Here is a 23,163-nt window from a genome sequence, read left to right as displayed (position 1 = left end):
CTCCGCGCCCAGGCGCCTGCCGCCGTCCCTGCCGATGGCGCTGGGCACGGGCACCACGTCGCCAATGCGGCTGGCGGCGGCCTATGGCGTGTTCGCCAACCAGGGCCACCGCATCGAGCCGTACCTGATCGAGAAGATTACCGACGGCGACGGCAATGTGCTGTTTGCCGCCGATACCACCGAGCCGCCGCGCGTGATTTCCGAGCGCAATGCCTTTGTCATGAACAGCCTGCTGCAGAGCGTGGTGGACGAAGGCACGGGTACCGGCGTGAAGCGCTATCTGCGCCGCGATGACGTGGCCGGCAAGACCGGCACCACGAACGATTCGGTGGACGGCTGGTTCGCGGGCTACGCGGGGCAGGTGGTCACCGTGGCATGGATGGGCTTCGACGACAACCGCACCCTGGGCCGGCACGAGTTCGGCGCGACCACGGCACTGCCGATCTGGGCCGCCTATATGGAAGGCCGGCTGGCGGGCGTGCCCGACGCGGGCTTCGCGGCACCGCCGCAACTGGCCCAGTTCAACAACGACTGGGCCTACGCCGAGAACGCCGACGGCAGCCACGGCATGGCGGCGCTGGGTTTCCCGCCCCCGCCGGCCGTGCCTGACTTGCCGGCCGACGGCAATGTGCCCGGCGCCCCGACCCCGACGCCGGCCGCGCTGGACGTGCCGGCATCGGCCAGCGCACCCCGCGCCAGCGGCGCTGCCCTTTGATCGTCGATATCACCGCGCCGACGCAACCCTTCTGACGCCGACCATGCCTGTCTATGCCACGCCGCTGATCTGGGCAGTTGCCACGCTGGCCACCCTGGGTGTGCTGTTCCGCCCGTTCCGGCTGCCGGAGCCGTTCTGGGCCATGTCCGGCGCGCTGCTGCTTTGCGTGGCCGGCCTGCTGCCCTGGCGCGATGCCCTCGAAGCGGTGGCGCGCGGCAACGACGTCTACCTGTTCCTGGCGGGGATGATGCTGATCTCCGAACTGGCCCGCAAGACCGGGCTGTTCGACCATGTGGCGGCGCTGGCCGTGCGCAGCGCCCGGGGCTCGGCGCGGCGCCTGTTCGTGCTGGTCTACGGCTTCGGCATCGCCGTCACGGCCTTTATGTCGAATGACGCCACGGCCGTGGTGCTGACACCGGCCGTGCTGGCCGCCACGCGCGCCGCACGCGTACGGCATCCCCTGCCCTATCTCTACGCCTGCGCGTTCATCGCCAACGCGGCCAGCTTTGTGCTGCCGATCTCGAATCCGGCCAACCTCGTGCTGTTCGGCGAACGCATGCCGCCGCTGCTGGGCTGGCTGGCACGCTTCACGCTGCCCTCGGTCGTCGCCATCGTCATGACGTTCGTGGCCCTGTACTGGACCCAGCGCGAAGCACTGGCCGAGCGCATCGCCGACGACGTGGAAACGCCCCCGCTGTCACGGCAGGCATGGCTGACCACGGCCGGCATTTTCCTGACCGGGGCGGCACTGCTGACGGCGTCGCTACGGGGCATGGACCTGGGCTGGCCCACCTTTATCGGCGGTGCCGCAACGCTGCTGGCCGTCTGCGCCACGCAGCCGCGGCTGCTGCGTCCGGCGCTGACCGAGGTGTCCTGGGGGGTGCTGCCGATGGTGGCCGGGCTGTTCGTGTTGGTGGCAGGCCTGTCGCAGACCGGCCTGACCGAGCAGCTGGCGTACTGGGTGCAGGAATTGTCGCAACGCCAGGGCACCGGCGCAGTGATCGGCGCGGGCATGGCCGGCGTGCTGGTGGGCGTGGTCAGCAATATCGTCAACAACCTGCCCGCCGGGCTGTTCGCCGCGTCGGCGCTGGCCGCCGGCCATGCGTCCGAGACGGTCACGGCCGCCGTGCTGATCGGCGTGGACCTGGGGCCAAACCTTTCGGTAACGGGTTCGCTTGCCACGCTGCTGTGGCTGACAGCGCTGCGCCGCGAGGGCCATGCCGTCAGCGCTGGCACATTCCTCAAGACCGGCGCCATCGTGATGCCGCTGGCACTGCTGTCCGCGCTGGCCGTCCTGCGCTGAATCCGCCCGGCGCGTTTTCGCTTATAGTGAAGCACCGCGCACCGCGCCCCTATCCCGCCGATCGCCAGCGGCCGCACATGTCACACAAGGATCACCCCGAGGGGGGCAGGCACCCTGCCCACACACCGGTTTCCGACCGGATTCGCGCCCGGATCGCCGACGCCGGCGAACGCTTTCATGCCAACGACAACATCGCCCGTTTTATCGAACATGGCGAGCTTGACGCCCTGCAGGCCGAGGTCGAGGCGCGCATGGAAGAGGTGCTACGCACGCTGGTGATCGACGTCGACCAGGATCACAACACGCGCGAAACCGCCCGCCGCGTGGCAAAGATGTACCTGAAGGAGATCTTTGCCGGACGGTACGCCAAGGCGCCCGAAGTCACGGAATTCCCCAACGTCGAACAGCTCAACGAGCTGATGATCGTGGGCCCGATCCGCGTTCGGAGTGCTTGCTCGCATCACCTGTGCCCGATTATCGGCAGCCTGTGGGTGGGGGTGATGCCGAACCGGCATTCGAACCTGATCGGGCTGTCGAAATACGCCCGGCTGGCCGAATGGATCATGTGCCGCCCGCAGATCCAGGAAGAAGCCGTGGCCCAGGTGGCGGACCTGCTGCAGGAAAAGATGAATCCCGACGGCCTGGCCATCGTGATGGAAGCCGAGCATTTCTGCATGCATTGGCGGGGCGTGCGCGACACCGATGCCAAGATGACCAACAGCGTGATGCGCGGGTCGTTTCTGAAGGACGACAAGCTGCGCCGTGAATTCCTGACGCTGCTGAACCTGAACCGACGCTGATCCGCCCCGCCACCGCAGGAGGCCACCATGCTAGTTCGTCTGCTTTATGCCAGCCGCGCCAGGGAACCCCTGGCCGCCGATGTGCTGGATGCCATCCTCGAAACCAGCCTCGCGCAGAACCCGCGCCACGGCATCACCGGCGTGCTGTGCCATAGCAACAGCATCTTCCTCCAGGCGCTGGAAGGCAGCCGGGAAGCCGTGTCGCGCCTGTATCTCAATATCGGTCAGGACAAGCGCCATCACGACGTGGTGCTGCTGCACTACGAGGAAATCGCGGAGCGGGCGTTTTCGGGGTGGTCGATGGGACGCGTCAACGCAGGCAAGATCAATGCCGCGACGCTGCTCAAGTACTCGGCACAGGGCGAACTCGACCCGTACCGCATGCCTGGCGCGGCATCGCTGGCATTGCTCAAGGAACTGATTGCCGGGGCGTCTATCGTCGGGCGCAGTCCGGAGCGCGGACGAAGCTGATCCGGATGGCAGGGCTCGCCGGCGGCTCAGGCCGACAACTGGCCAAACAGCCCGCACTCCAGATCGCTCTCCAACTCCTCCACCCATGATGTGCCCGGCCCGGCGTCGTAGACGCTTTCAGCGCCGGTACCCTGCCTTCGCACCGTCACCTGGCGCGCCGCGGTGCCGTTGACATCGGAAATGTCGAATTCCTGCACAGCGAGACCGACCTGTCTGAACACGGCCTCGACGTCCTGCCGTTCCTGAGGGGGAAACTCGTCGAATTGACGCATCGTCATGGCACACCTCCACGCGGGCTTTTGCGCGCGGCCATAGCATGCCACTTTTCCCCGCCGCCCGTGACGCAGTGCGAAAGACCACACCTGTGTCGAATGTATTGCATCGCCAGCGTCACACCGCGTGGACATGCGTCGCTGCGGGTTCCCAGCCGGCCAGCCCAGGGACTTCGCCCCAATTCATAGCGCTTTCACGAATTCACGTCGGCAAGTCGTCGTGATCCGTTGCTGCGTGCCGGCAACCCGCTCTGACGCAGCCGCGGGAATAGCAATTAGTCCAAGAATGCGATGTTGATTTTCTGAGATCAACGTGTCGTTTTCACAATCCCGTTGCGCCGTACGCTGGACTTTGCAGATTCTCGTGCTTTTTAAATGAACAGTGATAGACCGTGCTTGCGCGGACTCGTAGTGTCGACATCCTTATCTCCATCCCTATGGAAACGACAATGCGCAAGAAGATCACTCAAGAGACGGAAGGCGAGCAACGGCGTCAGACCATCTTCCATACGGCGCAGGCACAGGCCCATGCCCTGCATGGCATGTACCGCGACACGCTTGCCACCTTCATGTCCACACCTTCGGCGGTGCCGGTTCCCCGGGCCGCGCGCGCCATATTCTGGCTTGGCCGACTCCGGCAATGGCGCGCGATCGACCTGGACAATGGCGAGACCTGCCCCACGCCGAACTGGCTATCGCTGCAGCTTGGCGTGGTGGAGTCCGTCTCCGGCACGCATGCGCTGGCGCTGCACAAGGAGCAATGGAGCGGCCCGACCCGTCGCCAGACCTACGAGCGCGACATGTCGCAGCAGATCGCCATGCTGTTGGCGCTCGACTGGAAGGACCTTGCGTCCTTCTGTCTCGACGCCTGGTTCGGCATCGACAGCGACCTCGCGGCCCTGCATCCGTTGAACGGCATGACCGGGATGATCGTGAGCGTTGCCGGGCAGGCGCTGGGTGTCAGCGTTCCGCAAACCGTCTTCCACAAAAGCGATGCGCTGCTCGCCCGCATCGTCGAGCGCTGGCAGGCCGACGACGAGACATTCATGCCGCTGGCATTCGAACTGGCCGACCGCCACCTGATGCAGTGCCGGCTCGATACCGACCACTCGCTATTTGACTTCGATCATCCGGTCGAGCAGACCATTCCGGTCGAACTGCTCATGCTGATGCGCCTGCGGGGCTCGAACCAGCTGCCCGATTACCTGATGAAACATGCCGCGCTGTCGCACCCGGCGGCGATGCTGATCAAGGGTGGGCCACCGGTTCAGTCCCAACGCTGCGCAGGGTTTATCGAACGCGTCAGCCGGGTGCTGCCCCAGTACCGTGCATTTACCGATGCCATCGACAAGCAGGCACAAAGCCTTTCGGAGACACGTCCGTAATGTTCTCGCGTGGTCGCGCGTCGAAAATCTAGTTGATCTGCTATTTCTCAATCGATCCGCAAACGCCAAAATGCGACCGATCCGATGCAAGATCCGACTGATTGAAACAGCACCAATGCGTGGTCTGCGCGGCCGCAAATAACCGTGTCATTGCCCTTCATGCTCTTATCCGATGATGAAAATCAGACAGTTTTTTTCTATGTAATAGATATCTGACAATACGCAATTCGCCTTGTCACATAACTGTGATTTTCGGGAACGGATGGAGTATTTTTCCTATGCTTGAAAAAGCACCAAAACGAGTCGCGATTCCTACCGGACGCGTCATCTGTCTGCGAAAAGGACTTTGAGGCATGCCTGCAAAAACCATTAGGGTCGCTCTGGCTGACGACCATCCCCTTGTCGTCACGGCCCTGCGCGACTGCCTGCAGCGAACGCCGGGCTTCCAGGTCAAGTGCGAATGCACAAACGGTAGCGAGCTGATCGGCGCCCTGGCCCAGAACCCGGTCGATGTGGCCGTCACCGACTTCAGCATGGGGCATGGCGATACGTCGCTCGACGGCTTCAACCTGCTGCGCAGGCTCGGTCGTCTCTATCCCGAAACGCGCATTGTCATTGTCAGTGCGCAGACAAACCCCGGCGTCGTCATGCGCGCAATGAAGCTGGGGGCCCGGGCATTTGTCAGCAAGGAAGACGAACTCGACGAGATCGTGCGCGCCTGCATCCACGTGACCGTCAGCAACGGCAACTTCTATTCGCCCTCGATTCGCGCAGTCCTGGACAGCGTTGCCTCGGCCGCGCCGGCAACCGAACTGACGCTGCGCGAACTGGAAGTCGTGCGCCTGTATGCGCAGGGCTTCCAGCTGAACGAAATCGCCAGCAAGCTTGGCCGGTCGGTCAGCACGATCTCCAGCCAGAAAACGGTTGCCATGCGCAAGCTCAATGTCCAGACCAACACGGATCTGATTCGCTACGCCTACGAAAACGGGCTGATCTGATCGTTTGCCATGCAGCAGATACTGGATCGCACCCAGCAGTCCCTGGCGCAGTCGTTTGCCGCCCTTGCACGCAACGCGCGGCGCCAGCAGCATCTTTATTACGCCACCGTCGGGTTGCTGATCGCCATCATCATCGTGTCCGGCCTGCTGCTGGCGGGGCTGGCTGCCGCGCGCCATCTCGACGTTCGCCGAAGCCACGTGGCACAGTATGTCAGTAGCATCTCGCTGAAACTGCAGAGCCAGACGTCATTCCTGCGCCGCACGGCACTGACCGTCGACTACTATCTCGCTGCATCCAGCGACGCGCCGCCCGATCCCGATCTGCTCGCGCAGATTCGCCGCACCGGTGCCGCGCGATCGCACGACGGCAAGTATGTGCTGCTCATGCCCGAGGCCGCGCGGCGTGCCCTGGGCGATACGCTGCCGCACAAGGTCTGGCAACTCCAGCAGATCGCCACGGCCACGCTGACCACCGGGATGGCGTTCGGTCTCGATGCAAAGGCATACGTGGTGGCGCCCGACGCTTCGTTCGCCATCCTGGTGTCTCCTGCGGAGATCGATGACGCCACGATGCCCGATGCCGATTTCGTGACCCGCCTGCGCGACGACCTGGCGCGTCACGCGCCGCAAACGGCTGATCGGGCAGATCGGGAAGAACGGTCCGGTACTGGCCCGGCAGTGCCGCGCTGGATCGGCCCCGTCGACGATCCCGTTCAGCACACGCGCGCGATGATGGCAACGCTTGACGCACGTGGCGCCAATTCGGGCGGACAGGCCACCGTCGTAGCCGCGAGCATTCCGGCCCGGACATTTCTTGCCGGCCTTGCCCGGCCTGCCGACCCCGCCACGCTCTGGCTGGTGAATCGCAGCAACGACAGGATCGACGTGTCTCCCGACACTGATGCCAGCCTGTCGAACCGCATCCTGCGGCATGCCAGCGGCATGCCTCCCGACACGCCCGGCGCGACCCGCGACGGGCTGCTGCTGGTGCAGCAACTGGACCCGGCCTTCGGTACCCTGGTCTATCTGCTTTCCTACGGCACGCTGCTACACGCAATCTCCGCCGAACTCCTTGCCATCCTCGGTGCCGGACTGGTGCTGATCATCTGCATTGTCCTGACTGCGCGCTATTGGGATATCCATCTGCTGCGCCGCAGCCACGCCGAAGCTGCCCGTTCACTGGAAAACGAGACCATCAGCCATATTCTCGTCAGCGCCACGCCAATCGGGCTGTGCATCGTGCGCCAGCACGACGAGTCGATCCTGACGTCGAACGCGGTGGCCGACTCGCTGCTCGGCCATGCCCAGGGAGCCCGCATGCCCGCATACATCATGGACGCGCTGCGGAATCAGGGCGCGTTGTCCGGCCGCGCCCAGCTTGCGTCGATCGTGCAGGTAACGGTCCCCGCGGCATCCACGGCCGGGGGCGACTCAACTGCCGCATCCCTCTCTCAGCCACCGGTGGCCCCGCCGCGCCAGTTCCTGCAGGTAACCTGCGCGCCGGCAAGGTATCGGGACGAAGCGGTATTGTTCTGTGCGATACAGGACATCACGGCGCAACACCAGCTCGAGCAGCAGTTGCGGGGCGCGCGCGAGGCAGCCGAAGCCATGATGCGTGCGCGGTCGAATTTCTTTGCGTCGATGAGCCACGAGATCCGGACGCCCCTGAACGCCCTGCTTGGCAATCTGGAACTCCTGGCCCGCGCGGATGGCCTGGAAGCGCAGGCGCCCCGGCTTCGGGCCCTGCAGATGGCTTCGGACGGATTGCAACGCATCGTCAACGACATCCTCGATTTCTCGAAGATCGACGCCGGTGAAATGAAGCTGGTCAAGGAGCCGTTCCGGCCAATCGACGACCTGGAAAGCCTGTCGATGTCCTACTCGCCAATGGTTCAAGGCAAGCCGATCCGCTTCTACGTCCACCTGTCACCCACCCTGGACACCGTGGTGACCGGCGACCGCACCCGCATCGCACAGATCATCAACAATCTGCTGAGCAATGCCTTCAAGTTCACGCTATGCGGCAAGATCACGCTCAGCGCCGAGATCACCACCGACACCCAGGACCGCAACGTACTGATCTGTCGCGTGCGCGATTCCGGCATCGGCATGCCGCCCGCGCTGGTGGCCCGCATATTTCATCCGTTTGTCCAGGGGGAAGCCAGCACCTCGGCGAGATATGGTGGAACCGGGCTTGGCCTGTCGATCTGCGCACGGCTGACCGAACTGATGAACGGCCATATCACGGTGGAGAGCGTGGAGGGAGTCGGCAGCGCGTTCACGGTGGTGGTGCCGCTTGGCGAGGCAGCCAAGCCGGTGGCCGCGCCCGAGCCGCTGACGCGCGGGACGCGCGCGCTGATTCTCTGCCAGGAAATCGAGTCGGGCACCATGCTGCAAGCGTGGCTGGAACGTGCTGGCTGGCGCTGCGATGTCTTCCATCAACTCGGGGCCGCCCAGGCATGGCTGCGCGCCAACCGGTCTCATATTTTCGTGGTCACCGGGGAATACGGGCTCGACACCATCGAAGCACTTCGGCAACTGCACCCCGCCAACGTGGTATGGGTCACACGGGACGGCCCGGAGCGCCCTGCCGACCTGGGACAAGGCGTATTCGAGGTGTCGACCTTTAGCCATAGCGCCATTTTGATGGGCACAATCGCCGCCCTGAACGCGGAGCCGGCCGAAACCGGCACCAGCACGCAGGATGGCGGGCGGGATGACATCGCCGAACCGCACCCTGCCCTGGCCCGCGCCGGCGTCAGCACCGGCAGCGGCAACGCTCCGCGCCGCGCGATTCTGGTAGCCGAGGACAATGCCCTGAACCAGACGCTGATCGCCGAGCAACTCGTGACGCTGGGCTGGGATCCGGTGGTGGTTGGCGACGGACGCCAGGCGCTGTCGAGCTTCGAACATGGGCACTTTGAAGCGGTCCTCACCGATGTCCATATGCCGGTCATGGACGGCTATGAGTTGCTTGCGGCGATCCGCGCCATCGATCCGGTCGTGCCGGTCCTGGCGTTCAGCGCGGTCACGCGCACCGAACAGACCGGTGAGTGGAAACATCGCGGATTTACTGGTCATATCGCCAAACCGGCCTCGTTGATGGCGCTGGAACAGGCGCTGCAAGCCATTCCGGGCACCGTCGCAGTGAACCATCCAGACGCGCAGGGCGCCTTACCCGCAAACGGCAAAGAGGACAAGCCGCCAATTCCAGGCACCGAAATTGCGCGCTACCAGACCATGCTGCTCGAGCATTTGCGGAGCGATGGTCCGGAACTGGCGGCCATCCTGCTGCGCCATGATGCCGAGGCGCTCTGCCATTGGGCACATCGCTCGGCCGGGGCTTTCCTTGTGGTCGATGCACAAAGGATGGTGCAACTGTGCCGCCAGGTGGAATCGCTCTGCGGTCAGGCAACCAGCTGGACGCCCGAAATTGCCGCCGCCGCCGCCGCGTTGCATGACGCCGTGCGCGCGTATTGCGATGAGGCTACCGGCCTGAACGCTTGAGCCAGCGGCCATAGGGCGGCCCGGCAGTGCGGCTGCGCCACACAATCCTGCCGGGAAGGTGTGGCGAATTTGCATGGTCCGCCGTGGCGGACGATAATGGCGCGTCCGAACGCGCGCTGACGGTACGCCGCAGCGGGCCCAGGGCTTTCCAAGAACAGCGCAAGCCGTCCGTCCTTCCCGATGCAGTCCCACCAAGGTCTTCCGCGCCCCCAGCGTACCTGGGCAATCCTGACAGTGTTTTGCGGCCTGGTGATGGCCGTTCTGGACGGATCGATCGCAAATATCGCACTGCCCTCCATTGCCCGTGATCTGCATAGCGACCCGGCGCGCACCATCTGGGTCGTGAACGCCTATCAGCTCTCGGTCACGATTTTCCTTTTGCCGCTGTCGTCACTCGGCGAAATACTTGGCTACAAGCGGGTCTACCGGGTCGGGCTGGCAACGTTCCTGGTGGGATCGTTGCTGTGCGCGCTGTCGCCCAATCTGCCGCTGCTGGTTGCCGCGCGGGTCATACAGGGTATTGGCGGCGCCGGCATCATGAGTGTCAATACGGCGCTGGTCCGCTATATCTATCCTCCCACCCGGCTGGGACGAGGCATCGGTCTCAATGCGCTGGTGGTCGGGGTGACCATTGCCGTGGGGCCGTCGCTGGGCGCCCTGATCCTGGGATTCGGCAGCTGGCCCTGGCTCTTTGCGGTCAACGTACCCGTCGCCATCTTCGCCCTGGCGATATCGCGCCGCGCACTACCTGAAACGCCGCCGCAACCGCGGGCGTTCGACTATCCCAGCGCCGTTCTTTCCGCCGTGGTGATCGGGCTGTTCGTGCTTGGCGTCGACGGGTTGGGGCACGATTCATTGCGTATCGCCGGGGTGGCTGGCCTGTTGCTGGCAATCCTGCTGGGATGGCTGCTGGTGCGCCGGCAGCGCGGCCAGCCCGCGCCCCTGGTGCCGGTGGATCTGTTTGCCAATCGGGCGTTCACGCTGGCCGTTGCCACGTCGTTCTGTTCGTTCATGACCCAGATGCTGGCGTTTGTGTCGCTGCCGTTCTATCTCGAATACCAGCTGGGCCGCGGCCTGGCGGAGACCGGTCTGCTGATCACGCCATGGCCGCTAATGGTGGCGGTCATGGCCGCCCTGTCTGGCAGGCTGTCCGACCGCTACCCGGCCAGCGTTCTGGCCGGCACGGGGCTGATAATGCTGGCGGCGGGGCTGGTCGGACTGGCGGTGCTGAGTCCAGATGCCGGCAGCCTCGACATTGCCTGGCGCACCGCACTGTGCGGTGTCGGCTTCGGCTTCTTCCAGTCACCCAACAACCGCGCGATGATCAGTGCCACGCCGCATGAGCGCAGCGGTGGCGCAAGCGGGGCGCAGGCCACCACGCGCCTGCTTGGGCAGACCACGGGCACCGCCGTGGTCGCGCTGCTGTTCAGCCTCGATCGCGGCGACGCCGCCCGGTCCGCGCTGTACGTGGCGGCCACGGTTGCCACGATCGGTGCCATTGTCAGCCTGAGCCGCTTGCGCGACCGCCAGGTTTCGTAGGCACGAAGCAGTGCGGGGGCCTCAGTGCTGCCCGCCCCGGTGAGCAATGCCAAGCGCCTGCTCGATACGTTCCAGGCGCTCCAGCCACGTCCTTGCGCGATCCTGCCCCTGCCCTCGTTCCTGTTCCTGTTCCTGCTGCCGCACCACGCCACCGTGGCCGCCAGCATCGCGAATCCGGTTGTGATCGCCCTCCACCGAAATCACGGTGCAGCCCGTCAGCAGACACCCCAGCGCCACTACACACTGCAAGCCTCGAATTGCCATGATCCGCGCCTCATCACAGGCCAGCCAGTTAAAAAAACGGGCAACGCACAGCCTGCATGACTGCGCGTTGCCCGATACCGCTACCGGCTTACCCGCCGGCAGGGTCCTGCCCGGGTTGGATCAGACTGCGCCCAGGTCGAGCCACGGCTTGGAATCGCCGCCTTCGACTGTCGACGTAAAGTTCGGATCGCCGGGCTCCTGATCGGCACCGACCCACCACTTGGCACGGTACTTGTGCAGCGCCTGGCCCTGGTACTTGTTGGTGACCTCGGCACCGGTCTCGTAGGACTGCGGACGCCACGTACCCGCGGTATCCGAACTGCCGCCTGCCAGCACACGCAGTTGCACCGACGTGGTGTCCTTGTCGCCGGTACCGGCCAGGCCCTGGGCTGTCAGCGTCACCTCGATGATGGTGTCCCGATCCACCAGCGGTGCGTTGGCGTTGACCGTCACGGAATCCGCGCCATCGAACGACAGGCCCGGTGCCGTCCACGAGAACAGCAGCGGCGGCGGGCCGCTGGAGTCGCTGGCCGACAATTGGATCGGCGCGCCACTTTCCACCTGCGTGCGCCCCGTGATCACGGCCACCACATCACCGTCCGATGCCTCGCCGGGCACCACCGTCAGGAAGATGGCGCTCTGGTCGGTTTCAGTGCCGTCGTTCACGCTCAGCTTGACCCAGTAGTCGGTCGGCGTCGTGACCGACGGCGCGGTGCCTTCCACCAGTTCGTCCGTACTGCCGTCGAAGGGCAGATCGGGCGCATCCCAGACATAGGTCAGCGGATTGTCATCGGGATCGAACGAGGCTTCGGCGGACAGCGCGTACGGCGTGCCCGATTCCAGCAGTACGGTGATCCGCGATGTGGGCGGTTCCTGGGTCTTCTTCTTGACAACCAGGCTCTGGGTGTCCGTGGCCGTCTTGCCGTTGGCGTCGGTCACGGTCAACGTCACTGTGTACGTACGGGTGACCAGCGGCAGCAGGCCCTCCACCACGGCAGTGGTCTGGCCGTCAAGGAAGGTCAGCCCGGGCGCGCTCCACTTGTAGGTGAGCGGCTCAGCACCCCACGACCGCAGGCCGGAGAACGACACCAGCTCGCCCTCGAATGCCTCCGTCGGTCCTTCGATCACGGCCACCGTGGTGTTCATGTTCTCGGTGTTGATCCCTTCGAAATACAAGGGCTCCATGTCGATGACCTCGGTCTTCACCGGCGCCCCCAGGCCCTCGCGCGCCGCGTTAAGCAGCACGCCGTTGTCCATGTCGATGGTCCAGGTGAACAGGCCGCCCAGCTTGTTGTTGAGCACATACATGCCCTTGGCCTTCACCGAACGGGGCGTGTCGATCGACAGGAACAGGCCGGTTTCCGGGTTGTACAGGTAATCCGCGTCGGCCTCCTGGTCGGTGTACAGGTTGAACCCGTTGATGGCCGTGCGGTTTTCCAGGTCGAGGTAGTTGTACAGAATGTCGTAGTACTCGCTGGCACCCGACTCGTACGTACCGGTGGTGGTACCGGTGCCGGGGCTGTAAGTACCCACCAGCGGTGACCAGTTGTCGATCACGGCATTGCGTGCGCTGCGGCTGTATGCCGCATAGCCCACAAAGATGTTCTGCGACGGCACGCCCACGCTCAGCAGGTACTGCACCGATTTGTCGATGCTGAACTGGCTGCCCTCGTAGTCGAACAGGTTTGTGTGGTGGGCCAGCTTCTCGGCCCAGGGCGTGCCGAAGAAGTCATACGTCATCAGGTTGATGCCTTCGACGCCAGCGGCCAGCATGCCCGGAATGTCGGCGGCGAGCATCGTATCCATTGCCGCACCCGCGGCAATGCTCACGCGCACGCTGGGCAGGCGCTGCTTGATGCCGCGCACCAGTGCCTGGAAGTTGGCAGCGTCCTCGGGGCCGTGCGGATTGCCCGCGCCCGGCATGCCCGGATATTCCCAGTCCAGGTCAACCTCGGTGAACATCGGGAACCGGTCGAAGATGTAGGCGATGCTCTCGATCAGCGTCTGGCGCTTGGTGGCGTCGGCCGCCACCGCGTGGAAGGCACCGCTCATGGTCCAGCCGCCCAGGCTGAACGACAGCTTCAGGTTCGGATTCTGCTGCTTGAGCTTTGCCAGGCCGCCCAGGATGCCTTGGGCCTTGCTCTGGTCGAACAGCTCGCGATAGTCGTTGCTGACCCAGCCGCTGAAGCCCACGTTGCGATACGACGCCACATCGCCCCACGGATCCGTGAAGGTGGCTTCGTTGAGCTTCTTGCCGAAGTCCACCGCTGCCTGGTCGATCGTGTACTGCTTCTCGCCCGTGTCGCCCACGATGCCGGCGAAGCCGATGATCAGGCGGTCATACGCCGATGCATTGAGCAGCATCAGGTCCGTACCACGACCCGCTGCACTATTGGCGTAATTGCCATCCAGCCGGCCATCGTACTGCGACCAGTCGGTGTAGTAGCCGAACACCTGCGTTGCCTGCTGCGTGGCGCCATAGGTGTTGTACACACGCTTGGCGACCCGCGTCGACGTGTACGAGTACTTCTCTACCTCGGTTGCAGGATCGAAGTTGTTCTGCTTGTAGGTGCGATCCGACGCGCCCTTCGAATCCGGGATATTGGGATCGCCCGGATCTTCCGCGTAGACCAGCTTGCTGTTGGTGCGCCCGCTGCCCAGCTGGTTGCGCACACCGGCGAAACGGCGGCGCGGTACGCGCGGCGGTTCGGTATCCGAGGGGTCCCCGCTGCGATACGTGCGCGAGTTCCAGCCAGCACGCCCCTGGGTAGCCTGAGCGGCCGGTTGGTCGTTGCTGTCACACGATTTCTTTGTCATGACATCTGTCCTTGCAGAATGGTTTGAATGCCGTCAGCGCACCAGACCTTTTCGATTCGGGTCGGCATTACCGGCGGCCAGACGCATCTTTCTACCGACGCAACTGCAATGACATGGATTCGGCGTGGAATATAGACGGTGATATCCGTTCCATCCGGATTCTCGAAACTTGTCCGTGCGCGTATATGCGATTCAGCGTTACGCACCAATACCAGGAAATCCCCGCACATGGATCGTCCGTGAACTATCGCGACAAATGGATGACGTGGATTCTCGCAAATCCATCGATCCGCCATTGCCTGATTGGTGCAATGAATTAATACCCGAATGGGTTAAGATGCGGGCAGTATCCTTGGCGCACAGACATTAATATCGTCAGGTCATCTTGTACTGACAAATGGACAAAGCGTGTGGATATTCTTGTCGAGACGAAGATTTCAGGCGCTGTGCACCATCCATTGTTCCAATAATTGGCGATATACGGCAGAGAACGACGTTGAGTCGTCACCCGTGCGGGTCAGATACCGAAAGAAATATCTTCCATGGGAGCTATTTCTGCGGATCGATACGCTTGTCGTCCATTGCAGACGACGTGGGGTAATCGAAATGATCCGGAATAGCGATTCGGTATTTTTTGATTGGGACACCGACCGTGTATTACGCGGCGGCGTGGTAGCGAAGATAACCGGCCAGCAAAAGAACCTGCTGCGCCTGCTGGTAGAAGGCAAGGCCGCCATCAAATCGCGCGATTCCCTGCTCAAGGGCGTATGGGGAAAACGCGCGGCGCTGGTGGACGAGCTTTACCTCGTGCAACTGGTCTACCGTCTGCGCAAGGCGCTGAGTCCGGTCAGCCTCGACGCCCATATCGTGACGGTGCCACGCCAGGGCTACCGGTTCATTCCGGTCCCATACACCACTACCGTGCCGCCCGCGCCGGAGACGGTGCCGCCGGCGGAATCCGGACTGGAGCAGGCACGTGGACTGGCCCATGTGCTCGCGCGCCTTGGCATGCCGATCTCCACGTCGTCAGCTTCGACGTTTTCGGATATCGACGATGCGCTACATATCGACGAGTCTCAGGGCATCATCTCCTGTCATGGCGTTATCGCCAAGCTGACGCGCTTCGAATTGCGGCTGCTGATCGTACTGAAAGACCACGGCGAGAAGGTCATGTCGCGGCAGCAGATCATCGCCGCGGTCTGGGGGCCGGCTGCGATGGTGGACGAGAACTGCCTGACGCAACTGGTATCGCGGCTGCGGCGCGCGCTGCATCCGCTAGGGCTGGACAGCTGCGTTTCGGCGGTGCCGAAGGTGGGCTACCGATTTCGTCCGCAGACTGGCGCGGCGGCCCGCGTCATCTGACCGCTAGCCGCCCCGCTTCATGCCGTTATTCGGCCTTCGCGCCGGAGTCCTTGACCACCTTGGCCCACTTGGCAATCTCGCTGCGCTGGTAGTCGGCCAGCTTCTCGGGCGTGCCCAGCACGGGGTCCAGCCCCAGCGTCTTCAGCTTGGTCTGGACGTCGGGCAGCGTGAAGATGCGGTTCAGCTCCGCGTTGAGCTTGGCCACCACGTCCTTGGGCGTGTGGGCCGGAGCGAAGATCGCAAACCACGAGGTGGCCTCGTAGCCGGGCAGGCCCTGCTCCGCGATGGTGGGAATGTCCGGCGCCGACGCCGAGCGCTGCGCGCTGGTTACGCCCAGCGCACGGAGCTTGCCTTCCTTCACCACCGGCAGCGCCGACGGCAGGTTGTCAAACATCATCGTGATATGGCCACCCAGAAGGTCCGGAATCGCCATGGCCCGCCCCTTGTACGGCACGTGGACGATCTTCGTGCCGGCCATGGTGTTGAACAGTTCGCCCGCCACATGCAGCGACGTGCCCACCCCGGGCGTGCCGAACGTCAGTTGCCCCGGCTTCGACCTGGCAAGCGCAATCAGTTCCTGCACGTTCTTTGCCGGCACCGACGGATGCACCACCAGCACGTTCGGCGTGGACGCCACCAGGATCACCGGCGTGAAGTCCTTCACCATGTCATACGGCATCTTGCTGTAGAGCGCGCCGTTGATCGAGTGCGTGCCCACGGTGCCCATGGCAAGCGTGTAGCCGTCCGGGGCCGCATGGGCCACCGCCTCGCCGCCGATATTGCCGCCCGCACCGGGCTTGTTGTCGACCACCACCGGCTGGCCCAGCGAGAATTTCTCGGAGAAGATGCGTGCCAGGATATCGGGCGCCCCGCCACTCGGGAAACCCACCACGATACGGACGGGCTTTGTGGGGTAGGCATCGGCGGCCTGCGCGGCAGGCGCTGCAGACACCGCGGCGAGGGTGGCCGTGGCGGCCAGCATCCCCAGCACCTGGCGGCGCCGGATCATTCGAGCACGCATGATTCTGTCTCCTGAATCGATTTTTTATTTGGAAGCGGGTTGCTGCTAGACGACGATATTGCCGAATTCCTTTGACACCTGATCGTGCAGGCGACGCATGCCACGCAGCCATCGATCATAGTCCTGCCCTTTGCGGCGATAGTATTCCAGTACTTCCGGATGCGGCAGCACCAGGAAGCTCTCGGCAGCCATGCCCTCCAGCGTCTTCCCGGCCACGTGCTCCGGCGTGACGGACCCCGCCTGCAGGAACCCCTTGCGCTCGCCGTCTTCGCCGAACAGCATCTTCGTCTGCACGCCCTGCGGGCAGATGCAACTCACCTTGATGCCACGGTCGCCGTACGTGATCGACAGCCATTCTGCAAAGCCGATGGCCGCGTGCTTGGTCACCGCGTACGGCGCCGAGCCGATCTGCGACAACAGGCCGGCGGCGGACACCGTATTGACCAGATACCCGTCGCCGCGCTCCAGCATCTGCGGCAGCACGGCCTTTGCAGCGTGGATATGGGCCATGACGTTGATATTCCAGATCCGCTGCCATTCGTCGGCAGACGCTTCCAGGCCCTTGCGCAGGATGATGCCGGCATTCGAGCAGAAGACGTCGACCTGACCAAAGCGCTGCGTGGCGGTATCGACCAGACCCTGCACGGCGGCAGCATCGGCCACGTCCACGCGCTGCGAGAACACCTGGCATTCCGGTGCGACGGCCGCCGCTTCGGCGGCCACCTGTGCCGCGCCGGCGGCATCGATATCCGCCACGGCCACGCCGCGCGCGCCGGCCTGGGCAAATGCCAGTACCAGCGCACGTCCGATGCCAGTGCCACCACCCGTGACGATCACAGTCTTGTTGCGAATGTCCATCCATATCTCCTTCTCGTTTTCAGAATTCCGTCACGCGGGTTGCCACAGCCGCGTTGCAAGTGTGTCGGCCAGCTCGCGAATTCGCGGCCCGAGGTTGCCTTCCAGGACTTCCGGAGACAGGCGCGTAGAAGCGCCGCCGATATTGATCGACAGCACTTCGGAGCCATCCAGCAGCCGAACCGGCGCCGCAGCGCCGCTGACAGCCCTGTCCCATTCCGCATGGGCCACGCAGAAGCCTCGGCGCGCGTGCTCGCGCATGGCACGTTCCAGCCTGGTGCGCACGCCAGGCCAGCGCGTGCCGTGCTGGCGCTCCAGCTCGGCCAGTACGGCCATGCGGCGTTGCGCCGGCAGTCCTGCCAGCCAGGCACGGCCGATGGCCGACGTCGCCATCGGCAGCCGCGACCCCGGTGTCAGACGCATGACCAGCGCGCCACGCGGCTGGCAGACCTCCAGGTAGAGCATGTCGTGCCGATCCGGCGCCGCCAGCGCCACGGTACATCCCGTGGCAAATGCAAGAGACTGCATCAGCGGCTGCGCGATATTGCGGATGCCCGCGCCGGACAGATAGCGCTGACCCGGCAGCATGGCGCCCTGGCCGATGCGGTACTTCTCCTGGTCTTCCACGTAGACGAGATAACCGACGCTTGCCAGCGTGTAGGTAAGCCGCGACACCGTGGGTCGGGGAATACCCGTACGCCGCGACAGTTCCGCGTTGCCCAGGAAATCGTCATCGGGGCCGAAGGCGCGCAGCAACTCCAGCCCGCGCGCCAGCGCCGTGACGAAGTTACGGTCCTCGCCATCCATCGGGTGCGCGGCCTCGCGCGATACCAGGGCGGAATCGGGCGGCTGCGGAATCGAGGTCGTGCGCTTCATGGTGCGATTGATATCAGTTTCCGTGCCCGATGCACGACGCTATGTAGCGAAATCATTGGGGCCATACGCGCGGTAAATATCGCAGCCAATATGCCCCACGCCGCTCCGCCCCGGGCTACTTGCAGGCTGAAATCAGGGAATTCACGGACGTGGCACGGTGGCATGCGGCCCCTCTATTTCGCGTAGCGGAATACTACGTCCGATTGCTTGACGCTCGCTGAAACGCTATGCAAAGTCGCCGAAAACGAACGACCGTGCGAGAACGCGACACGGCGTCAGAGACAGCGCGGGTGCCGTCACGGCACACCAACGCAAGGAGACAACGCATGGCATTGTTTTTCCAGCAGTTCCTCAACGGTCTCACACTGGGCGGCGTCTACAGCCTCGTGGCATTGGGACTAACCCTTGTCTACGGCATCCTGCATGTGCCCAACTTCGCGCATGGCGCGTTGTACATGGCGGGTGCGTATGTGTCGTACTACGCGATGACCACGCTCGGCCTGAACTACTGGCTGGCGATGCTGGCCGCCGCCGCGGTGGTGGCCGTGCTGTCGATGCTGGCCGATCGCCTGGTCTTCCATCCGCTGCGCAATGCGCCCGAGATCCACGACATGATCGCCGCCATCGGCATCCTGCTGTTTCTCGAAGCCGGCGCGCAGGCGCTGTGGGGTGCCGACTTCCATCGCATGCCCACGCCGTACGGCCAGATGGTGGATATCTTCGGCCTCACCGCGCCGCTGCAGCGCGTGCTGATCATCGTGGCCGCGTTCGGGCTGATGGTGCTGCTGCACCTGTTCCTGACGCGCACGGTCACCGGGTCCACGATCATGGCGATGGCCCAGAACCGCGAAGGCGCGGCGCTGGTCGGGATCGATGCCACGCGCGTCACGCTGCTGGTGTTCGCCATCTCGGGGGCGCTGGCCGCGATTGCCGCCACGCTCTACGCGCCGATCAACCTCGTGTACCCGAGCATGGGCAACCTGGTGATCACCAAGGCGTTCGTGATCATCATCCTGGGCGGCATGGGCAGCATTCCCGGCGCCATCGTCGGCGGGCTGATCATCGGCATGGCCGAAAGCTTCGGTGGCTTCTACATCTCCACCGACTACAAGGACATCATCGCTTTCCTGCTGCTCGTGATCATCCTGTCGGTGCGCCCGCAGGGCCTGTTCGCCGGCCGCGCCGCCTGAGGAGGACACCAACATGAAAGCACTGCAAGGCAAGACGGGCTGGGCGCTGCTGCTGGCGGCCGCCATCGCGTTCCCGCTGGTGGTTCCCAACAGCTACTTCCTGACCGTGATGACGCTCGCGTTCATCACCGCCATCGCCACGCTCGGGCTGAACCTGCTGACCGGCTACACGGGCCAGCTCAACCTGGCCCACGGCGGCTTCATGGCGATCGGCGCCTATACGCTGGGCATCCTGACGGTGGACCATCAGATGCCGTTCTGGCTGGCCTTTGCGCTGTCGGGCGTGGTCTGCATGGTGCTGGGGTATGGCGTGGGCCTGGTGTCGCTGCGCCTGAAGGGGCATTACTTCTCGATCTTCACGCTCTGCGTGGGTTACATCATCTACCTGGTGATCGAAAAGTGGGAAGGCCTGACGCACGGCGCCGTGGGCCTGATCGGCATCCCGGTGCCGGCCGCGATCGGACCCGTCACGTTCGACAGCGTGCAGGCGCAGTACTACATGGTGCTGTTCTTCCTGGCCGTTGGCACGTTCGTCATGCACCGCATTGTCGGCTCGCTGCTGGGCCGCAGCTTCATGGCCGTGCGCAACAGCGATGCGCTGGCCGAGGCGCTGGGCATCAACCTGATGCGCACCAAGGTGCTGTCGTTCGTGCTGTCGGTGGCGTACGCCGGTTTTGCCGGTGCGCTCTATGCCGGCCAGGTGCGCTTCCTGGGGCCGGACATCGCCCGCACCGACATCACGTTCGACATGGTGATGTCGATGCTGGTGGGCGGCACGGGAACGCTGCTGGGTCCGCTGCTGGGCGCGGTGCTGGTGCCCTGGGTCACGCAGACCCTGCAGTTCCTGCAGGACTATCGCATGCTGGTGTTCGGCCCCGTGCTGATCCTGCTGATCATCTTCGTGCCCGATGGCATCGTGGGGTCTTTCCTCAAGCGCCAGGCACGCCGCGCCGCGGCGCAGCGCCGTGGCCAGCTGGCCGCTGCACGGGCGGCACAGCCCGCCCCCGTCCCCACCACCCGCCCGGGAGCCGAGAATGCTTGAGATCCGCAACCTGACCAAGAAGTTTGGCGGCCTGACCGCGGTACACGATGTTTCCGTGACGTTCGAAGCCGGGCATATCAACGCGATCATCGGCCCCAATGGCGCGGGCAAGACCACGTTCTTCAACCTGATTGCCGGCACGCATGCGCCGTCTTCGGGCCAGATCCTGTTCAAGGGCCAGGACGTGGCCGGCCTGCGCGCCGACCAGATCGCCCGGCTGGGCGTGGCCCGCACGTTCCAGGCCACGGCCCTGTTCGACCGTGCCACGGTGCTGGACAACCTGATTGTCGGCCACCGCCTGCGCACCCGGTCTGGCCTGGCCGACGTGCTGCTCAACTCGCGCCGTCTGCGCGAGGAAGAAAAGCTCTGCCGCGAGAAGGCCGAGGCCGCGCTCGACTTTGTCGGCCTGTCGCACCTGGCGCATGAAGTGGCCGCCGACATCACGCAGGAAGCCCGCAAGCGCGTGGCCTTTGCGCTGGCGCTGGCCACCGACCCCGACCTGCTGCTGCTCGACGAACCGGCCGGCGGCGTGAACCCCGAGGAAACCGTAGGCCTGGCGGAGCTGATCCGCAAGATGGTGCGCCATGGCAAGACGGTCTGCCTGATCGAACACAAGATGGACATGATCATGCGGCTGGCCGACAAGATCATGGTGCTCAACTACGGCGAGAAGATCGCCGAGGGCACGCCCGCGCAGATCCAGCAGGACCCGCGCGTCATCGAAGCCTACCTGGGAGCCGACCATGTTGCAGCTTGAACGTGTCTCGCTGTCGTACGGCAGCTTCCGCGCGCTGGACAACATCACGCTGCATGCCAGGGCCGGCGAGCTGGTGGTGCTGCTGGGCGCCAACGGCGCCGGCAAGAGTTCGATCTTCCTGGCGATGAGCGGCATCCACCGTACCAGCGGCGGCAGCATGCGCTTCGATGGCCGCGAACTGGGCGGCATGAAGCCGTCGCAGATCGTGCAGGCCGGGCTGGTGCATTGCCCCGAGGGCCGCAAGCTGTTTCCGGCCATGAGCGTCGAGAAGAACCTGACGCTGGGCGCCTATGTGCATCGGCGCGACCGCCCTGGCATCAGGACGACGCTGGAAGAGGTCTACGAGATGTTCCCGATCCTGCGCCAGAAGAAGGACGATCCGGCCGGCTCGTTGTCCGGCGGGCAACAGCAGATGGTGGCACTGGGCCGCGCGCTGATGGGCCGCCCCCGCGCCCTGCTGCTGGACGAACCGTCGCTGGGGCTGGCGCCGCTGGTGGTCAAGCAGATGTTCGAGGTGATCCAGCGCATCAACCGCGCCGGCACCACGGTGCTGCTGGCGGAACAGAACGCCTATGCGGCGCTTGGCATCGCCCATCGCGCCTATGTCATCGAAAGCGGCCGCATCGTGATGGAAGGCGACCGCGACGCGCTGCTGAAGGACGAGGGAATTCGCAAGGCGTATATCGGCGGGTGAGGTTTGACGGGCTTTCTCCCCTCTCCCCGCGCGGGGAGAGGGAAGCAGGAACAGCGTAAACAACAGAATCCAAAGGAGACTACACATGCAACACAAGACACTGGGTCGTTTCTTCGCGCTGGCTACGTGCGCAGCCGCCGCCATCATCGCCTCGTCGCCGGCAGCGGCGCAGGAAGTGGTCAAGATCGGCTACACGGGCCCGCTGTCCGGTGGCGCCGCGCTCTATGGCAAGAATGTGCTGTCGGGCATCCAGATGGCCGTGGATGAAATCAACGCCTCGGGCCTGCAGGTAGCCGGCAAGAAGGTCAAGCTCGAAGTGGTGGCGCTGGACGACAAGTACGCGCCGGCCGAGGCCGCCATCAACGCACGCCGCCTGGTGCAGCAGCACAAGACGCCGGCCGTGTTCGTGCCGCACTCGGGGGGCATCTTTGCGCTGCAGGCGTTCAACGAGCAGGAGAAATTCCTGGTCATGGCCTATTCCAGCGTGCCGCGCATCACCGACGCCGGCAACAAGCTCACCATCCGCATCCCCCCGGCCTACACCGGCTACATCGAGCCGTTCGTCAAGGCGCAGATGAAGCGCTATGGCAAGAACGTGGCGATGGTGCCGGCCGATCATGACTACGCCAAGGCATGGGTGCAGGCGTTCGTGCCGGCCTGGGAAGGGGCCGGCGGCAAGGTGGTGGGCAACAACCCGATGTCGTACACCAAGGCTACGGACTTCTACACCGGCGTGTCGCGCGCCATTGCCGACAAACCCGACGTGATGTTCGTGGGCGGGCCGTCCGAACCGACCGCGCTGGTGGTCAAGCAGGCCCGCGAACTGGGCTTCAAGGGCGGCTTCATCATCATGGACCAGGCCAAGATGGACGAAATGGCGAAGGTCACCAATGGCCTCGCCATGCTGGAAGGCTCGATCGGCGTGATGCCGCTGGTCAACGACGCCCGGCCGGCCGCGCAAGCCTACAACGCACGCTACAAGAAGCTGCACGACGGCCGCGACGCCACCACCGAAATGTCGCTGAACTACACGATGACCTGGGCGCTCGCCAACGCGATGAAACTGGCCGGCACCACCACCGACGCCACGGCGATCCGCGCCAAGATGCCCGACGCCGTGAAAGCGCTGCCCAAGGAAGTGAATCCGAACGAGGTGGATGGCATCGACGCCAAGGGCGGCTCGGTGGCCGATACCGTGGTGGGCTGGGTCCAGAAGGGCAAGATCGAGCCGGTGCGCCTGTCGGAACTGGCGAAGTAAGGACGCAGCAGAACCGAAGAGAGAGAGAGAGAGAGAG

The 23,163-nt window shown here is 64.4% G+C and carries 20 protein-coding genes; 14 read left to right on the top strand and 6 right to left on the bottom strand.

Annotation, left to right across the window (positions count from 1 at the left end):
* The 4 genes from A9J21_RS13670 to A9J21_RS13655 all read left to right on the top strand — a co-directional run.
* Window positions 1–715 (top strand): penicillin-binding transpeptidase domain-containing protein (locus tag A9J21_RS13670; RefSeq protein WP_255366022.1); only part of this gene is annotated, 715 nt, incomplete at its 5' end.
* 43 nt (window positions 716–758) lie between these two features.
* Entirely contained in the window at window positions 759–2,018 is a 1,260-nt protein-coding gene (locus tag A9J21_RS13665; protein ID WP_066736410.1) for an arsenic transporter, read from the top strand.
* A gap of 77 nt (window positions 2,019–2,095) precedes the next feature.
* Entirely contained in the window at window positions 2,096–2,818 is a 723-nt protein-coding gene (folE, locus tag A9J21_RS13660) for a GTP cyclohydrolase I (protein ID WP_066736424.1), read from the top strand.
* Between the two features lie 27 nt (window positions 2,819–2,845).
* The gene (locus A9J21_RS13655) at window positions 2,846–3,289 is read left to right on the top strand and encodes a BLUF domain-containing protein (RefSeq protein WP_066736409.1); all 444 of its coding nucleotides are present in this window, start codon (window positions 2,846–2,848) and stop codon (window positions 3,287–3,289) included.
* Window positions 3,290–3,315: 26 nt separating this feature from the next.
* On the opposite strand, the gene A9J21_RS13650 is transcribed toward A9J21_RS13655, so the two are convergent.
* Window positions 3,316–3,567 carry a hypothetical protein gene (locus A9J21_RS13650; RefSeq protein WP_066736407.1) on the bottom strand — a complete coding sequence of 84 codons (252 nt, stop codon included), beginning with the start codon at window positions 3,565–3,567 and terminating at the stop codon, window positions 3,316–3,318.
* Window positions 3,568–4,010: 443 nt separating this feature from the next.
* Here A9J21_RS13650 and A9J21_RS13645 point away from each other — a divergent pair, with 443 nt between their 5' ends.
* From A9J21_RS13645 to A9J21_RS13630, 4 genes are all read left to right on the top strand, one after another.
* Window positions 4,011–4,946, top strand: coding sequence for a hypothetical protein (locus tag A9J21_RS13645; protein WP_066736405.1), 936 nt, complete (start codon window positions 4,011–4,013; stop codon window positions 4,944–4,946).
* Window positions 4,947–5,299: 353 nt separating this feature from the next.
* On the top strand, window positions 5,300–5,944 hold the full coding sequence (locus A9J21_RS13640; RefSeq protein ID WP_066736403.1) for a response regulator transcription factor: 645 nt from the start codon (window positions 5,300–5,302) through the stop codon (window positions 5,942–5,944).
* A gap of 9 nt (window positions 5,945–5,953) precedes the next feature.
* On the top strand, window positions 5,954–9,451 hold the full coding sequence (locus tag A9J21_RS13635; RefSeq protein ID WP_066736401.1) for a hybrid sensor histidine kinase/response regulator: 3,498 nt from the start codon (window positions 5,954–5,956) through the stop codon (window positions 9,449–9,451).
* A 180-nt stretch (window positions 9,452–9,631) separates the two neighbouring features.
* The gene (locus A9J21_RS13630; RefSeq protein WP_066736399.1) at window positions 9,632–10,990 is read left to right on the top strand and encodes an MFS transporter; all 1,359 of its coding nucleotides are present in this window, start codon (window positions 9,632–9,634) and stop codon (window positions 10,988–10,990) included.
* 21 nt (window positions 10,991–11,011) lie between these two features.
* Here the strand turns inward: A9J21_RS13630 and A9J21_RS13625 are convergent, their stop codons facing one another.
* Window positions 11,012–11,254: a hypothetical protein gene (locus A9J21_RS13625; protein WP_156545870.1), complete on the bottom strand. Its 243-nt coding sequence runs from the start codon at window positions 11,252–11,254 to the stop codon at window positions 11,012–11,014.
* 120 nt (window positions 11,255–11,374) lie between these two features.
* Window positions 11,375–14,071, bottom strand: a complete 2,697-nt coding sequence (locus tag A9J21_RS13620; protein ID WP_066736391.1) for a glycoside hydrolase family 18 protein — start codon at window positions 14,069–14,071, stop codon at window positions 11,375–11,377.
* A gap of 510 nt (window positions 14,072–14,581) precedes the next feature.
* Here A9J21_RS13620 and A9J21_RS13615 point away from each other — a divergent pair.
* Window positions 14,582–15,433: a transcriptional regulator gene (locus tag A9J21_RS13615; protein WP_156545869.1), complete on the top strand. Its 852-nt coding sequence runs from the start codon at window positions 14,582–14,584 to the stop codon at window positions 15,431–15,433.
* Window positions 15,434–15,458: 25 nt separating this feature from the next.
* On the opposite strand, the gene A9J21_RS13610 is transcribed toward A9J21_RS13615, so the two are convergent.
* From A9J21_RS13610 to A9J21_RS13600, 3 genes are read right to left on the bottom strand one after another with little or no spacing between them, the layout of a single operon-like run.
* Complete coding sequence (locus A9J21_RS13610) at window positions 15,459–16,454, bottom strand: tripartite tricarboxylate transporter substrate binding protein (protein WP_082926413.1); 996 nt, start codon at window positions 16,452–16,454, stop codon at window positions 15,459–15,461.
* Between the two features lie 45 nt (window positions 16,455–16,499).
* Window positions 16,500–17,312, bottom strand: coding sequence for an SDR family oxidoreductase (locus A9J21_RS13605; protein WP_066736387.1), 813 nt, complete (start codon window positions 17,310–17,312; stop codon window positions 16,500–16,502).
* A 30-nt stretch (window positions 17,313–17,342) separates the two neighbouring features.
* Window positions 17,343–18,185 (bottom strand): IclR family transcriptional regulator, encoded by an 843-nt coding sequence (locus A9J21_RS13600; protein WP_066736386.1) that lies wholly within the window; start codon window positions 18,183–18,185, stop codon window positions 17,343–17,345.
* Between the two features lie 326 nt (window positions 18,186–18,511).
* On the opposite strand from A9J21_RS13600, the gene A9J21_RS13595 reads away from it, so the two are divergent.
* The 5 genes from A9J21_RS13595 to A9J21_RS13575 all read left to right on the top strand — a co-directional run bounded on the left by A9J21_RS13595 (window position 18,512) and on the right by A9J21_RS13575 (window position 23,126).
* Window positions 18,512–19,375 carry a branched-chain amino acid ABC transporter permease gene (locus tag A9J21_RS13595; RefSeq protein WP_066736385.1) on the top strand — a complete coding sequence of 288 codons (864 nt, stop codon included), beginning with the start codon at window positions 18,512–18,514 and terminating at the stop codon, window positions 19,373–19,375.
* A 13-nt stretch (window positions 19,376–19,388) separates the two neighbouring features.
* Window positions 19,389–20,417 (top strand): branched-chain amino acid ABC transporter permease, encoded by a 1,029-nt coding sequence (locus A9J21_RS13590; protein ID WP_066736384.1) that lies wholly within the window; start codon window positions 19,389–19,391, stop codon window positions 20,415–20,417.
* Window positions 20,410–21,174: an ABC transporter ATP-binding protein gene (locus A9J21_RS13585; protein WP_066736383.1), complete on the top strand. Its 765-nt coding sequence runs from the start codon at window positions 20,410–20,412 to the stop codon at window positions 21,172–21,174. Before A9J21_RS13590 ends, A9J21_RS13585 begins: the two co-directional genes overlap by 8 nt.
* A complete protein-coding gene (locus A9J21_RS13580) occupies window positions 21,161–21,868 on the top strand; it encodes an ABC transporter ATP-binding protein (protein ID WP_066736381.1) in 708 nt (235 codons plus the stop codon). Before A9J21_RS13585 ends, A9J21_RS13580 begins: the two co-directional genes overlap by 14 nt.
* An 85-nt stretch (window positions 21,869–21,953) precedes the next feature.
* The gene (locus tag A9J21_RS13575) at window positions 21,954–23,126 is read left to right on the top strand and encodes an ABC transporter substrate-binding protein (RefSeq protein WP_066736379.1); all 1,173 of its coding nucleotides are present in this window, start codon (window positions 21,954–21,956) and stop codon (window positions 23,124–23,126) included.
* The last annotated feature ends 37 nt before the right edge of the window (window positions 23,127–23,163 follow it).

Origin of the sequence: Cupriavidus sp. D384 (assembly GCF_001652915.1) — a bacterium.
Classification (GTDB): domain Bacteria; phylum Pseudomonadota; class Gammaproteobacteria; order Burkholderiales; family Burkholderiaceae; genus Cupriavidus.
Note: the sequence above shows the minus strand (reverse complement) of the source record. Positions and strands in the feature narration are given on the sequence as shown.